Origin of the sequence: Bradyrhizobium cenepequi (assembly GCF_020329485.1) — a bacterium.
Taxonomy (GTDB): Bacteria; Pseudomonadota; Alphaproteobacteria; order Rhizobiales; family Xanthobacteraceae; genus Bradyrhizobium; species Bradyrhizobium cenepequi.
In genome coordinates this window covers 1-14,466 of the sequence record NZ_JAGKJI010000049.1, presented here as the reverse complement: position 1 = coordinate 14,466, position 14,466 = coordinate 1, and the positions used below count along the sequence as shown (strand labels likewise).

Below are 14,466 nucleotides of genomic sequence, written 5' to 3'. Positions count from 1 at the left end.
CTATTCCGCCGCGGGCGAGACCATCGATGATGGGTGCTGCTTCTTGGCCGGCGGTTCGCCGTGCTGGTCGGAGGGAGGTTCCTCGTCGGCATGCGAGACGATCAGCCGTTTGCCGAGGCGCCAGATCACGTTGCCGATGTCGTCCATCACCATGAACATCGCCGGCACGAACACCAGCGACAGCACTGTCGAGAACAACAGGCCGCCGATCACGGCGAGCGCCATCGGCGAGCGGAACTCGCCGCCGGCGCCGACCGCGAGCGCGCTCGGCATCATGCCGGCCACCATCGCAACGGTCGTCATCACGATCGGGCGCGCGCGCTTCATGCCGGCGTCGATCATGGCTTCCTCGCGCTGCTTGCCGGCGCGGATCGCCTCGATGGCGAATTCCACCAGCATGATCGCGTTCTTGGTGACGATACCCATCAGCATCAGGATGCCGATCCAAACCGGCGTGGTCAGTTGCTTGCCGGTGAGCAGCAAGGCGGCGATCGCGCCGCCGATCGAAAGCGGCAGCGAGAACAGGATGGTGATCGGCTGCAGGAAGGTGCCGAACAGCAGCACCAGCACCGCATAGACCATCATCAGGCCGGCGGTGATCGCTGTGGCAAAGCCATCCGAAAGCTCGTTGAGGCTTTCGGCGTCACCCGACGGGCTCACCTTGACGCCCTTCGGCAGGCTCTTCATCACCGGCAGCTCATAGATCTGCTTGGTGGCATCGCCGAGCGCGGCGTTGCCGACGAGGTCGGCCGCGACCGTGGCTTGCCGCTCGCGGTCGTAGCGGTTGATGCTGGTCGGGCCCTGGTCGAGCTGGATGTCGGCGACAACGGACAGCGGCACGCCGCCACGTTCGCCGCGCTGGCCGAGCGGTACCCGCAATTGCTGCAGCATCTGCAGGTCGCTGCGCGCGGAGTCCTCGAGTTGGACGCGGATCGGCACCTGGCGGTCGCCGGCATCGAATTTCGCCAGCGCGGGGCCGACATCGCCGATCGTCGCGACTCGAATCGTCTGCGACAGGCTTTCGGTGGAAACGCCGAGCCGTGCCGCCAGTTCGGCGCGCGGTCGGATGCGCAGCTCGGGACGGTCGAGCGCGGTTTCCGAGATCACGTTGGCGATGATCGGAATCCGCTTCATCTGCGTCGCCAGCTCGCTCGCGACATTGTTGACGATATTGCTGTCGACGCCGGTCACGACCAGCGAGATCGCGCGCAGGCCGTTCTCGTCGAGGAACCAGTAGCGGATGTCGGGGACGTTCTCAAGCTCGTTGCTGATCGACAGTTCGAGTTCGCGCTGGGTGATCTTGCGCTCGGTCTTGGGCGTGTAGTTGATGATGAGCGCGGCGCGCCGCACTTCCTGCGTGCCCGGCGGCACCCGGCCGCCATCGACGAACACGCTTCTCACCTCCGGTCGCTTGCGCAGGCGCGCGACGATCTCCTCCGTCACCTTCTCGGTATGCGCAAGCTGCGAGCCGGGCGGCAGTTCCATCGCCAGCAGCGAGCGCGCGGTGTCCTGCGCCGGCAGGAATCCCTGCGGCAGCAACTTGATGCTCCAGATCGATGCCGCGAAGACGGCAAAGCCGATCACCACCGTGATGTAATGATGCTTCACAGACCATGCGACCAGGCTGTGATAGGTTTGCAGCACGCGGCCCGGCGGCCGTTCTTCATGGGCATGATGCTTGAGGAAATAAGCAGCCAGCATCGGCGTGACGAAGCGCGCCGCAAGCAGCGAGAAGAACACCTGCACCGATACCGTGATGCCGAACTGCTTGAAGAACTGGCCGGCAATGCCCGACATGAAGCTCGCCGGCGCGAAGATCGCGATGATGGTGAGCGAGATCGCGATCACCGCAAGCCCGATTTCGTCGGCTGCTTCCAGGGCGGCGCGGTAAGGCGACTTGCCCATGCGCATGTGGCGCACGATGTTCTCGATCTCGACAATGGCGTCGTCGACGAGGATACCGGTCGAGAGCGTGATGGCGAGGAAGCTGACGAGATTGAGCGAGAAGCCCAAAATGTCCATCGCCCAGAATGCCGGGAAGATCGATAGCGGCAGTGAGACCGCGGCGATGACGGTGGCGCGAAGGTCGCGCAGGAATAACAGCACGATGATGACGGCGAGGATCGCGCCCTCGAACAGGGTCGAGATCGCCGCCTCATAATTGCCCTTGGTAAATTCGACCGAGGTATCGATCAGCTTGAGGTCGACATCGGGGTAGGCGGCCTTCAGCGCCTCGATCCGTTTCTGCACCGCGGCGGCGACCACGACGTCGCTCGCGCCCTTGGAGCGCTTGATGCCAAGCGCGACTACCGGCTCGCCGTTGAAGCGGGCGAAGGTGCGGCGGTCGGCAATGGTGTCGGTCACCGTGCCGAGATCGTCGAGCCGCACCTCACCGCCGCCGAACAGTGGGATCATGGTGCCGGCGAGCTCGTTCAGCGTCTTGGCGCCGGCGAGCGTGCGGATCGCCTGGTCGTTCTTGCCGATCTCCGCGCGGCCGCCGGCGAGGTCGACATTGGTGCCGCGCAGGATCTGGCTGACATTGACGGCAGTCAGTCCAGCCGCCTGCAGCCGGTCGGGATCGAGCGAGACCAGGATCTCGCGCTCGACGCCGCCGATGCGCTCGACCTGGGCGACGCCGCGCACGCCCTGCAGCGCGCGCTTGACCACGTCGTCAACGAAATAGGAAAGCTGTTCCGGTGTCTTGCCAGGCGAGATCGCGGCGTAGGTGACGATCGGCAGGCCGATAACGTCGACGCGCTGGATCAGCGGCTCGGTGACGTTTTGCGGCAGGTTGGCGCGAACGCGGGTGACGGCGTCCTTGACGTCGTTCAGCGCACGGTCGGTGTTGGTCTCCAGTGCGAACTGGATCGTGGTCACCGACAGGCCGTCAGTGATCGAAGAGGAGATGTGGCGCACGCCCTCGACGCCCGAGACGCCGTCCTCGATCGTCTTCGTGACCTGCGCTTCCAGTTCCGATGGTGCTGCGCCGAACTGCGACACCGCAACGGAGATCACGGGAATATCGGCGCTCGGCAGCCGCGTGACCGCAAGCTTGGCGAAGGAAACCCAGCCCAGCGCGAGCAGGATGATCGAGAAGACGATCGACGGCAGCGGGTTCCGGATCGACCAAGCCGAGATGTTCAAAGCCATTAGCGTGTCCGCGTGCGCTCGAGTTCGTCGGCGAACATGATCTTGATCTGGTCGCCGTCATGCAGCGAGGTGCCAGCGTCGGCGACGACGGTTTCGCCGACGTCGAGGCCCTCGAGGATTTCCGTTGACGTGTCCGAAGTCAGCCCGACCCGCACTTTCCGTGTCTCGATCGTGTTGCCCTTCACCACCTGCAAGGTCAGACGGTCGATCGCCGTGCGCGGAACGGCGACGCCGCAAGAGCGCTTGGCGTCGATATTGGCGCGGGCGAACATGCCGACCTTCAGCGAGGGATTGTTGCTGAGGGATATCCTGACATGGCCGAGCTGGGTGTTGCGGTCGATCTGCGGCGAGATTTGCCGCACCTTGCCGACCATGTCGGGCGCATCGTCGCGGCTGATCCGCACGGTTGCGCCCGGATTGAGCTTCAACAGGTGAATGCTCGGCACTTCGGCGTCCAGCTCGATCTCGTTGTTGATCGCGATCCGGAACATCGGCCCGGCCTGCGGGGAGGCGGGTGCGCCGACGGCCGTGCGCACCTCGGTGACCAGACCCGCGGCCGGCGCGCGCAGGGAAAGCGATGTTGCGCGGCCGCCCCCCTGGGCCGCTTGTTGCTGCGGCGGCGGGGTCAGGCGCGCCAGTTCCTGGTTCTCGGTCACAGTGTCGCCCTCACGGACAAAGAGATCGGTGACCTTGGAGCCCTCCTGATCGACACCGACCTGCGCTTCACGACGCGGCACGACATAGCCCGTAACGCGCACCATGTCGGAGAAGCAGGCATTGGTGGATTTGGTGACGATGACGAGCGCCTGGCCCGGCGTCTCCTTCTCTACCGGACGCGGGCGATGCTCGAACCAATAGTAGCCGGCGCCAAGTGCGACGACGAAGACTGTTCCGAGCACAGGCTTTAGGTATTCGGAGAATTTCATCGCCGGATCGATCCAGGCCTGAAAGTTGGCTGAAGCGGAACGCTTCCAATTGTTTGAAGTCTAGCGCTAAAACAAATGCGTCCCGCCGGGGTGCGAGACGCATATTACCCTCAAAATATCACGTGGCGCTACGCTGTTTACCTGAACGGGCCTACTTGGAAGCGGTTGACTTGTTTTCCATGTTCACGACCTGCACACGGCGGTTCACTTCGGCAAGCGGCTGGCTCGGATCCTTCAGCTTGCCCTTGCCGTAGCCGACGGTGACGAGGTCGGAACCGTTGATGCCATATTTGTCGACGAGATAGCGCTTGATCGCCTCGGCGCGGCGCTCGGACAGGTCCTGGTTGAAGACATCGCTGCCGGCGGCATCGGTGTGGCCGGCGACAACGAAGGTCGAGCCCTTCAGATCGGCATTGGTCAGAGCGCGACCCAAGGCCTGCACGGAGGGCAGCGACTTGGCGTTGATCTCCGCCGAATTGTAGTCGAAGTTGATTTCCAGATCGATCTTGGGCTTGTCCTTGACGATGGTCGCGATCTCCTCGCGCTCAGCCGATGACAGCGAGCGGGTGGAGCGGCCTCGGATGGTCTGCACGAACTTGTCTTCGGCAGCGTTTGCGGCCGGCTCCACCTTCGGTCCGATCGACAGACCGCGAGTCAACGGCCTCTTCTCGGGCGTCAGCGCCCTGAGGATCTGCTCTTCGGTGACGTTGTCGCCGGCCCGGGCGTCCAGCGTCCCTAGGGCAAGCGTGGCGCCGATCGTTGCAACCGAAAGCAACGCAGCAAGATTCTTCGCAGTGATGTCGAACATTGTCAGCCCCTCTTGCGCCGTTGGCGCTGTTTCAAAATCAACATGCCAAATCATTGCCGGTGCTTGATCCCGGCCCACCTCAAATTTTTAGTCTCGTCCACTCGCCCGAGGTTCGAGGCCGGACGGCATCAGCTATCCAAATTGTTGTCACTGCACGCCATAATCGGCGAATTCCTTAACGATATTCGGGTCCATCGCCTTGGCGTTGGTAATGTCCAGATCCCCTTCCGCGATCGCGCCGTTGCGCTTCTTGGCGAGGCCGCGCCCGTAGAGGGAGGAGGTCAGTCTGGGGTTGATCTTCAGGGCCGCGTCGAAATCGGCAATGGCGTTCTTGGCCTGCCCGCTCTTCAGATTCAAGAGGCCGCGGCTGTCGAGGGCATCGACGAAATTCGGGCGCAGCCGCAGCGCCTCGTTGCAATCCTTCAGCGCGGCCTGCAGGTCACCGATGACGGTGCGCGCCCAGCAGCGGTTGTTGTAGGCCTCGACGTCCTTCGGGTTCAATCGAAGCGAATTGTTGAAGTCCTTGATGGCGAGCTCATAGGCGCCCTTGCTGGCATAGACCTGGCCGCGGCGGTAAAGGGCTGCGGCATCATCGGGATTGTCGTTGAGCTGTGCCGTCAGGATCTTGATGGTCGGATCATCGGCCAGAGTGTCCGCCGGCTTTGTCGCGGGCGAAGCAGGCGGAGCCGCGGTTTCCGCAGGTGGCGGCGTGGGCGGCGGCGGTGGTGAAACGGTCGTGGTTTGCGCCGGAGGCGCTGCGGGCGGCGGTGACGGCGCGGCAGGTGGCGGCGGAGCGACCGCCGTCTGGGCCGGCGGTGGTGACGGAGGCGCAGGCGGCGGCGGGCTTTGCGGCCGCGCCCCTGAACCAGGAATGAAGGAGAAGTCTTCCGCGAGCGAAGACGATATCCACGGCACCTGCTCGCTGCGCGAGGCGCGGGTGACACCGACGCGGGTGCGGTTCAGCGTCTCCTCCGCCATCAGGTCGGGAGTGCGGATCTCCTTGAGCAATTCCCGCACGAACAGGCTGTGGTCGCTGCCATTGTCCGAGATCACGGACGACAGCGCAGCCGAATACATCACCAGCGTTCCGTTTGGTGCGATCACGGGCGCAAGGCCGGCTGAAAAGCTGCGGAATCGGCGTTCGAACGGATTGCGCCTGCTCGCGTCGATCAGGGCGATCTTGACGCCGGCACCACGGCTGTTGATCTCGCCGAGGACCGTCTCGAGGCTGAAACCATCGCGGCGGACGTCAGCCTCACTCCAAATCTGAGCGTCGACCGGGATCATGTAGCTCTGGCGGCTGGACTGGATGCCATAGCCCGAGAAGAACAGCAGGACCACCGAGCCGGGCTTGATCTTGCCGTAGAGCCGGTCGAAGGCGCGCCGCATTTGTTCGCCGGTCAAATTTTCCCCGATGTCAACATTGAAGCCGTCGCGTTTGAGTTCGTCGGCGACGTCGCGCACGTCGTTGATCGGCTCCTTCAGCGGCGCATCCGCGTCCGGATATTTGGCGTTGCCGATCACCAGGGCATAGCGGTCGCCCGCAGCGATCGAGGGGGCGGTCGAGGCGAGGGCAAAAATCAAGGTGAGGAGTAAAGCAAAGCGGATGTTCATAATCGCGGCAGTCCAGCCAAAAAGACGCCGATCCCGGTCTGCGCCGGGGCGACCTTACTCTACGCAATCGGCATTATCAAACCGCCCCCATAGCCCGTGAACTGCTTGCGATGTCATCGTTAATTGCGACAATTGACCGCGAGCGGCTGACTTCCGGCAGGGGAATAAAGGGGCGGTTGTGCTGGCGGCAGCGCTGGTTCCGTCGCCAACATTCGCGGATGCCAATGTGATGCTTTCTCACTGTGACACCCTCCCGCATTTGCTCGCACGGTCCTGGCATGCAGTCGCGGCAAGCCTGCAAGGTTTGACCTTTGCCGATGACAATGGCTTGCTTGCGGCGCAAGCAGCCACTGAACCAAGAAAAGCGAAGCCAATGGGAAATGCCTACGAAATCTATGCCCTGCGCTATGCGACGATGTCGCCGCGCACTCCGCACATGAACTTTCTTGCGCCCGATCCGCATGAGACCACGGCGCAGGACCTCGACTACTTCGTCTGGCTCGTGCGCGGAGCGGGCCGCGATATCCTGGTCGATACCGGCTTCAACGCCGAGGAGGCCAAGTTGCGCGCTCGCAAGCTGACGCTCAATCCGGTCGATGCGCTCGATCGCTTCGGCGTTTCGGCGGCATCGATCCGGGACGTGATCGTCACCCATCTGCACTACGATCACGCCGGCAATCTCGATCGCTTCCCGAACGCGCGCTTCCATCTGCAGGAGCGCGAGATGAGCTACGCGACGGGACGATGCATGTGCAATGGCATGCTGCGGCATCCGTTCTCAGTCGAGCATGTGACGCTGATGGTCCGTCACGTCTATGGCGAACGCGTCACATTCCACTCAGGAGATGGCGAGGTCGTACCTGGCATCACCGTGCATCGTGTCGGCGGCCATTCCGATGGCCTGCAGGTGGTGCGGGTCGAAACCGCGCGCGGTCCTGTCGTGCTGGCGTCCGACGCCGCGCACTACTACGCCAATCTGCAGAAGCGCAGCCCGTTCCCGATCGTCTACAACGTCGGCGACATGGCGATTGGCTGGGAAACGGTCGAGCGGCTCGCTGGGCATCCCGATCGTTTCATTCCCGGACACGATCCGATCGTTGCCGAGATCTATCCGCGCGCGAGCGACAAAGTCGACGCCTTTGCTCTCCATCTCGCGCCGTCGCGTTCGTTTGCGGAGTAGATGTTGCAGCGATGTCGGCTTCATCGGCTCGGTGCAGCGCGCGAGCCGATCTGCCGCAATCTCGAGGAAGGCAAGCACCTTCCCAGTCACCGCGAAGCACGTCAGTCGCCCTCATCCTGAGGAGCCGCGCAGCGGCGTCTCGAAGGATGAGGCCACGGATGGGGCCTCATGGTTCGAGACGCCGCTTTGCGGCTCCTCACCATGAGGGTCTGACAGCGGTGCGTCCTAATACGCTTCCTTGGCGTCCGCCTCTTCGCTGGTCTGCACGAGCTCAAGGCCATGCTCGATCTTGCCGAGCAGCTTTCCGAGCTGCCGTCGCTCCTGCGCGGACAGGCAGGAAAAAATCTCCTGCTCCCTTCGGAGCAGGCGCGGGATCAGTTCCTCGTACAGCGCCTTGCCCTTGCGGGTGAGTTGCAGGCGGAACTCACGGCGATCGTGGGCATTCTCGACACGTTCGATGATCTGGCGTTCCATCAGCGCGGTCACGGCGCGGCTGATGGTGGATTTATGCGTTCGCGTGCAATCGGCGATGTATTGTGCGCTGCAGGCATCGCGGCGGAAGCCGAGCGTTGCCAGCACGCGCCACGAGGGGATGTCGAGCCCGTAGCGCGCCTGATACTCCGCTGAAAGCGCCGAGCTTACCTCTGCCGCCAATCGGTTCAGGCGGAACGGCATGAAGTGGAAGAGGTCGAGCCTTTTCTTGGCCGCCGCGTCCTCCTGCGGCGCGACCGAGTCCACTTCGGATCGCGTCGGCACCATATCGTCGCTCGAAACCGATTTCGTCAAAATGCCTCCGATGGGAGTTGACGGCGATGCCGTCAGGAGGTTTAAGATCGTTGCACGTGAGACTAATTTAACAGGGCCACGAGGAAGCGGCAAGGGTTTGAGCGGATGGCGCAGGCCAGAACCCAGTTCGGCTATCTGAGGCATCCCGACGAGGATCGGGTGGCGCCCGATATGGCTGAATATCCCGTCGTGGTGGTTGGCGCCGGCCCCGTGGGACTGTCGCTTGCGATCGATCTCGCCCAGCGCGGGCAACCGGTGGTGCTGCTCGATGACGCCGACCGGATCGGCGAAGGCTCGCGCGCGATCTGCTTCTCGAAACGCTCGCTGGAATATTGGGATCGGCTCGGCGTAGGCGAGCGCATGGTCGAGAAGGGCGTGGTGTGGAGCGTCGGCAAGATCTTCCACGGTGCCTCCCAACTCTATCAGTTCAACCTGTTGCCTGAGGACGGCCACAAGCGGCCCGCCTTCATCAACCTGCAGCAATTCTACGCCGAGGCCTACCTGGTCGATCGCGTGCGCGAGTTGCCTGCGATCGACCTGCGCTGGCGCAACAAAGTGATCGCGCTGGAGAGCCGCAACGATGGCGTGGCGCTGACGATCGAGACGCCGGAGGGCGCGTACAAGATCCATGCTTCCTTCGTGATCGCCTGCGACGGTGCGCGCTCGTCCTTGCGCAGAATGGTCGGCGCGGAATTTTCGGGTCAGGTGTTCGAGGACCAGTTCCTGATCGCCGACGTCAAGATGACTGCGGCGTTCCCGACCGAGCGCTGGTTCTGGTTCGATCCGCCGTTCCATGCCGGCCGCTCGGCACTCTTGCACAAGCAGCCGGACGATGTCTGGCGCATCGATCTGCAACTCCATCCGGATGCAGACCCGGTGCACGAAAAGAAGCCGGAGAATGTGCGACCGCGGATCGCGCGCATGCTCGGTCACGACGAGTTCGAGTTCGAGTGGATCTCGCTCTACAAGTTCCAGTGCCGGCGGATGGACAAGTTCATCCACGGTCGCGTGATCTTTGCCGGCGACGCCGCGCACCAGGTCTCGCCCTTTGGCGCGCGCGGCGCCAATTCCGGGCTAGAAGACGCCGAGAATCTGTCGTGGAAACTCGACCGTGTGCTGCGCGAAACTTCGCCGGAATCGTTGCTCGAGAGCTATCACATCGAGCGCAGCGCCGCGGCGGATGAGAACATCCGCGAATCCACCCGCTCCACCGATTTCATGGCGCCCGCCTCGCGGCAGGAAGCGCGGCTGCGCCAGGCAGTGCTGGCGCTGGCGAAGGAAACCGAGTTCGGCAAGCGGATGGTCAATGGTGGGCGGCTGTCGGTGCCGTCGGTTTACGATACGCCGCTGTCGACGCCGGATGGCGATGCATGGTGCGGCGGGCTGCGGCCGGGCGCTTCGATGCTGGATGCGCCGATCGCCGGGCGCGAAGGCAATCCGCAGTTCCTGACCGAGGCGTTCATCGGTGCGGGAACGCGGTTCACGCTGCTGGAGTTTGGCAATGGCGCCGCGGTTGATGTGCCCGATGGCATCAAGACCATCCGCATCGGTAGCAATGAGGGCTTCGTTGACGCCGCGGGTTTCGCCGGCAAGCGTTACGACGCAGAACCAGGCTCGGCCTATCTGCTGCGGCCCGACGGTTATGTCGCGGCGCGCTTCCGCCATCCGACGCGGCCGCTGCTCGAAGCGGCGCTGGCGCGCGCGACAGGATTCAATTGAGGTTGTCATGGCGCTGTCGACTAGCTCGAACTTTGCAAAACCGGACGACGCCTTCCGTGCGATCGTCGAGGCGCATCGCGGCTTGACGGACGCGCAAAGCGCCGATCTCGACGCCGCGCTGGTGCTCGTGCTCGCCAACCATATCGGCGACGTCGAGGTGCTGCACGAGGCGATCGCGCTCGCCAAGCGGCGGATGCTGGAGGCGAGCCAGCAGCAACAACAGCAGCAACAATAACGAGGATATAAGATGGCCAAAGGCTTTGCGTCCACTACGGACATGGCGGAGAAGAAGATCACCTTCTCCGAGATCGGCACCGATCTCTACGCCTTCACCGCCGAGGGCGATCCGAACACCGCCGTGATCGTCGGCGAGGACGGCTGCCTCGTGTTCGACGCGCAGGCGACGCCGGCGATGGCGAACAAGGTGATCGAGCGCGTGCGCGCCGTCACCGACAAGCCGATCAAATATGTCGTGCTGTCGCATTATCACGCGGTGCGCGTGTTAGGGGCCTCCGCCTACAAGGCGCAGGGCATCGTCGCCTCGCAGGAGACCTACCGCCTGATCGAGGAGCGCGGCCAGCAGGACTGGGATTCCGAATACGGTCGCTTTCCCCGCCTGTTCCAGGACGCCCAGAGCATTCCCGGCCTGACCTGGCCGACGCTGACCTTCGAGGGCGAGATGTCGATCTATCTCGGCAAGCGCGAGGTGCGGCTGATGCAGCTTGGCGCCGGGCATACGTCCGGCGACATCGTCGCCTGGGTGCCGGATGCCGAGGTGATGTTCTCCGGCGACCTCATCGAATATCATTCCGCCTGCTATTGCGGCGATGCGCATTTGCGCGAATGGCCGATGACGCTGAACGAGATCCGCGCCTTCAATCCCAAGGCCGTCGCACCCGGACGTGGCGATGCGCTCAAGGGCCTTGCCACCGGGCGTGAGGCGATCGCGATGACGCGTGATTTCGTCACGACCCTTTACGGCGCTGCCGAGGCGTCGGTGGCAAAAGGGCGCACGCTGAAGGAGACGATGGCGGCGACGCGCGAGGTGATGGATCCGAAATTCTCGACCTTCGCGATCTACGAGCATTGCCTGCCGTTCAACGTCTCGCGCGCCTATGACGAGGCGTCCGGGATCGACGATCCCGTGATCTGGACCGACAAGCGCGACCGCGAAATGTGGGCCGCCCTGCAAGGAGGAGGATGACCATGAACATCAACACCTCGCCTGATACGATCGCGAAAAGCTCCGCGCAAATCACCCCGGGCTACATGTCCGGCTTCGGCAACAGCTTTGAGACCGAAGCGCTGCCCGGTGCGCTGCCGGTGGGGCGCAACTCGCCGCAGCGCTGCGCCTACGGGCTCTATGCCGAGCAGCTCTCCGGCTCGCCCTTCACCGCGCCGCGCGGCGCCAATGAGCGCTCCTGGCTCTATCGGATACGCCCGTCCGTGAAACATTCCGGGCGGTTTGCAAAAGTCGATGCCGGACTGTGGCGCACCGCGCCCTGCCACGAATACGAGATTCCGATCGCGCAGCTCCGCTGGGATCCGGCGCCGATCCCGACGCAGGAACAGACCTTCTTGCAGGGCGTGCAGACCATGACGACCGCAGGCGACGCCAACACGCAAGCCGGCATGGCGGCACATGTCTACCTCATCACCAAATCGATGGTGGACCAGCATTTCTACAATGCCGATGGCGAGATGATGTTTGTGGCCCAGCAGGGCAATCTGCGGCTAGTTACCGAATTCGGCCGAATCGATATCGAGCCGGGTGAAATCGCGGTGATCCCGCGCGGTGTGAAATTCCGCGTCGAGATTCCGAACGGCCCGGCGCGCGGCTATCTCTGCGAGAACTACGGCGGCGCCTTCACGCTGCCGGAGCGTGGGCCGATCGGCGCCAATTGCCTGGCCAATTCGCGCGACTTTCTGACGCCTGTCGCTAGCTACGAGGACAAGGACACGCCGACCGAGCTCTATGTCAAATGGGGCGGCTCGCTCTGGAAGACGACGCTGTCGCATTCGCCGATCGACGTGGTCGCCTGGCACGGCAACTATGCGCCCTATAAATACGATCTGCGCACCTTCTCGCCGGTCGGCGCGATCGCCTTCGATCATCCCGACCCCTCGATCTTCACGGTCCTGACCTCGCCGTCGGAGACGGCAGGTACCGCGAATATCGATTTCGTCATCTTCCCGGAGCGCTGGATGGTGGCGGAGAACACGTTCCGGCCGCCGTGGTACCACATGAACATCATGTCGGAGTTCATGGGCCTGATCTACGGCGTCTATGACGCCAAGCCGCAGGGCTTCGTCCCCGGCGGCATCTCGCTCCACAACTGCATGCTGCCGCACGGCCCCGACCGCGAGGCGTTCGATCATGCCAGCAACAGCGAATTGAAGCCGGTGAAGCTCACGGGCACCATGGCCTTCATGTTCGAAACCCGCTTCCCGCAGCGCGTCACCGAGTTCGCGGCGAAGTCGGCGACGTTGCAGGATGACTACGCTGATTGCTGGAAAGGACTGGAGAAGCGGTTCGATCCGGGTAGGCCATAGTCGTTGCTTCCGTCATTCCGCGGCGTGCGAAGCACGAGCCCGGAATCCATCCCTCAACCCGCGCCCGCCGTGAAATGGATTCCGGGCCTGCGCCTCGCGGCGCATCCCGGAATGACAAAGGATAGAGCGCCGAACATTCGGCAGGAAACCATGTCCCATCCCAACGACCCCAAACTCCGCTCCTTCATCGACGTCGATCCCGCGTCGGACTTCCCGATCCAGAATCTCCCGTACGGCGTGTTCTCGGCCAAGGATGGTCTTGCTCCGCGCATCGGGGTTGCGATCGGCGACTACGTGCTCGATCTCTGGCAACTGGCGCAAGACGGCCGCATCGACGTGGTCGAACCCGCGGTGTTCGCCGCGTCCTCACTCAACCCCTTCATGTCCCTCGGTCCAAAGGTCTGGTCGCGCACCCGCGCACGGATCAGCGAATTGCTCCGCCACGACCATCCCGAGCTGCGCGACAATGAACGCCTGCGTGGGCGCGCGCTGGTGCCGATGCGTGACGTGAAGCTGCATCTGCCGATCACGGTCGACGGCTATACCGACTTCTATTCGTCGAAGGAGCACGCCACCAATGTCGGCGTCATGTTTCGCGGCAAGGACAACGCGCTGCAGCCGAACTGGCTGCACATGCCGATCGCCTATAACGGCCGCGCCTCCACGGTTGTCGTCAGCAGCACCAAAGTGCGCCGGCCACGCGGGCAGTTGAAACCGCCAAGTGCGGACGCGCCGAGCTTCGGTCCATGCAAGCGCCTGGATTTCGAACTCGAGATGGGCGTCGTGGTCGGCCAGCCGTCTGCGATGGGCGAGATGCTGACCGAGAGGCAGGCCGAGGAGATGATCTTCGGCTTCGTGATCCTGAACGACTGGAGCGCCCGCGACATCCAGCAATGGGAGTATGTCCCGCTCGGTCCATTCCAGGCCAAGGCTTTCGCGACCTCGATCAGCCCATGGGTCGTCACGCGCGAGGCGCTGGAGCCGTTCTGCGTGCAAGGGCCCACCCAGGAGCCGGTGCCGCTGCCGTATCTGCGCCAGACGCAGCCGAACAATTACGATCTGACGCTCGACGTCGCCCTGCGTGCAGCTGGGATGAATGAGGCAGCGCGGATCTGCCGCACTAATTTCAAATACATGTATTGGTCCTCGGTGCAGCAATTGGTGCACCACGCCTCCTCTGGCTGCGCGATGAATGTCGGTGATCTCTTAGGGAGTGGCACCATCTCCGGCCCTGAGAAGGACCAGCGCGGCAGTCTGCTCGAGATCAGCTGGAACGGCACCGAGCCGGCCGAGCTCGCCGGCGGCATCAAGCGCTCCTTCCTCGAAGACGGCGACTCGCTCGTCATGCGCGGCTGGTGCCAGGGTGACGGCTATCGCGTCGGCTTCGGCGAGGTCGAGGGCACGATTCTGCCGGCGGAGTGACCGAGGAGCATGTAGATTCCATGGGGCGGTGAGCGTGGCCTTTCCGATAGGTTTGGGTTTCCACACTCGAACCCTCGGAGAGTCAGATGCAAGCATCGACCGTAGACACGCCCACCACCGGCCATAATGGCACAATTTTCGTTGCGATCGAACTCAGTCAGAAGACGTGGCTGGTGACGCTGCACAGCCCGGATCGGGATCGGATGTCGCGTCACAAGCTGGAGGGCGGCGATCATGCGGGGCTGCTGGGGTTAATTGAGAAGGTCCGCAGCCGGGCGGGGGAGAAGCTCGGATCGGTGCCGCGTGTG

Annotated in this window: 11 protein-coding genes and 1 pseudogene; 7 read left to right on the top strand and 5 right to left on the bottom strand. The window is 63.5% G+C overall.

All coding sequences use genetic code 11. The features are described from left to right. The 4 genes from J6497_RS32975 to J6497_RS32960 form a co-directional block, all read right to left on the bottom strand. Nucleotides 1-3,150 carry an efflux RND transporter permease subunit gene (locus J6497_RS32975; protein WP_225708381.1) on the bottom strand — a complete coding sequence of 1,050 codons (3,150 nt, stop codon included), beginning with the start codon at nt 3,148-3,150 and terminating at the stop codon, nt 1-3. Next, nucleotides 3,150-4,076, bottom strand: a complete 927-nt coding sequence (locus J6497_RS32970) for an efflux RND transporter periplasmic adaptor subunit (RefSeq protein WP_225708380.1) — start codon at nt 4,074-4,076, stop codon at nt 3,150-3,152. The genes J6497_RS32975 and J6497_RS32970 overlap by 1 nt, the downstream gene beginning before the upstream one ends. Before the next feature lie 151 nt (nt 4,077-4,227). Beyond that, on the bottom strand, nt 4,228-4,884 hold the full coding sequence (locus tag J6497_RS32965; protein WP_225708379.1) for an OmpA family protein: 657 nt from the start codon (nt 4,882-4,884) through the stop codon (nt 4,228-4,230). A gap of 147 nt (nt 4,885-5,031) precedes the next feature. Further along, a complete protein-coding gene (locus tag J6497_RS32960) occupies nt 5,032-6,498 on the bottom strand; it encodes a caspase family protein (protein ID WP_225708378.1) in 1,467 nt (488 codons plus the stop codon). Nucleotides 6,499-6,871: 373 nt separating this feature from the next. Between J6497_RS32960 and J6497_RS32955 the strand changes: the two genes are divergently transcribed. Then, the gene (locus tag J6497_RS32955; RefSeq protein ID WP_225708377.1) at nt 6,872-7,678 is read left to right on the top strand and encodes an N-acyl homoserine lactonase family protein; all 807 of its coding nucleotides are present in this window, start codon (nt 6,872-6,874) and stop codon (nt 7,676-7,678) included. A 225-nt stretch (nt 7,679-7,903) separates the two neighbouring features. Here J6497_RS32955 and J6497_RS32950 read toward each other — a convergent pair whose 3' ends face one another. Continuing rightward, entirely contained in the window at nt 7,904-8,437 is a 534-nt protein-coding gene (locus J6497_RS32950) for a MarR family winged helix-turn-helix transcriptional regulator (protein ID WP_376708309.1), read from the bottom strand. Nucleotides 8,438-8,569: 132 nt separating this feature from the next. On the opposite strand from J6497_RS32950, the gene J6497_RS32945 reads away from it, so the two are divergent. The 6 genes and pseudogenes from J6497_RS32945 to J6497_RS32920 all read left to right on the top strand — a co-directional run. After that, nucleotides 8,570-10,183: an FAD-dependent oxidoreductase gene (locus J6497_RS32945; RefSeq protein WP_225708376.1), complete on the top strand. Its 1,614-nt coding sequence runs from the start codon at nt 8,570-8,572 to the stop codon at nt 10,181-10,183. Between the two features lie 7 nt (nt 10,184-10,190). After that, entirely contained in the window at nt 10,191-10,418 is a 228-nt protein-coding gene (locus tag J6497_RS32940) for a DUF2783 domain-containing protein (RefSeq protein WP_225708375.1), read from the top strand. Nucleotides 10,419-10,430: 12 nt separating this feature from the next. Beyond that, nucleotides 10,431-11,387 (top strand): MBL fold metallo-hydrolase, encoded by a 957-nt coding sequence (locus J6497_RS32935; protein WP_225708374.1) that lies wholly within the window; start codon nt 10,431-10,433, stop codon nt 11,385-11,387. Between the two features lie 2 nt (nt 11,388-11,389). Further along, a complete protein-coding gene (hmgA, locus tag J6497_RS32930) occupies nt 11,390-12,736 on the top strand; it encodes a homogentisate 1,2-dioxygenase (RefSeq protein ID WP_225708373.1) in 1,347 nt (448 codons plus the stop codon). 150 nt (nt 12,737-12,886) lie between these two features. Continuing rightward, on the top strand, nt 12,887-14,158 hold the full coding sequence (fahA, locus tag J6497_RS32925) for a fumarylacetoacetase (RefSeq protein WP_225708410.1): 1,272 nt from the start codon (nt 12,887-12,889) through the stop codon (nt 14,156-14,158). An 86-nt stretch (nt 14,159-14,244) separates the two neighbouring features. Further along, nucleotides 14,245-14,466: pseudogene (locus J6497_RS32920) on the top strand (hypothetical protein); the annotation flags it as partial.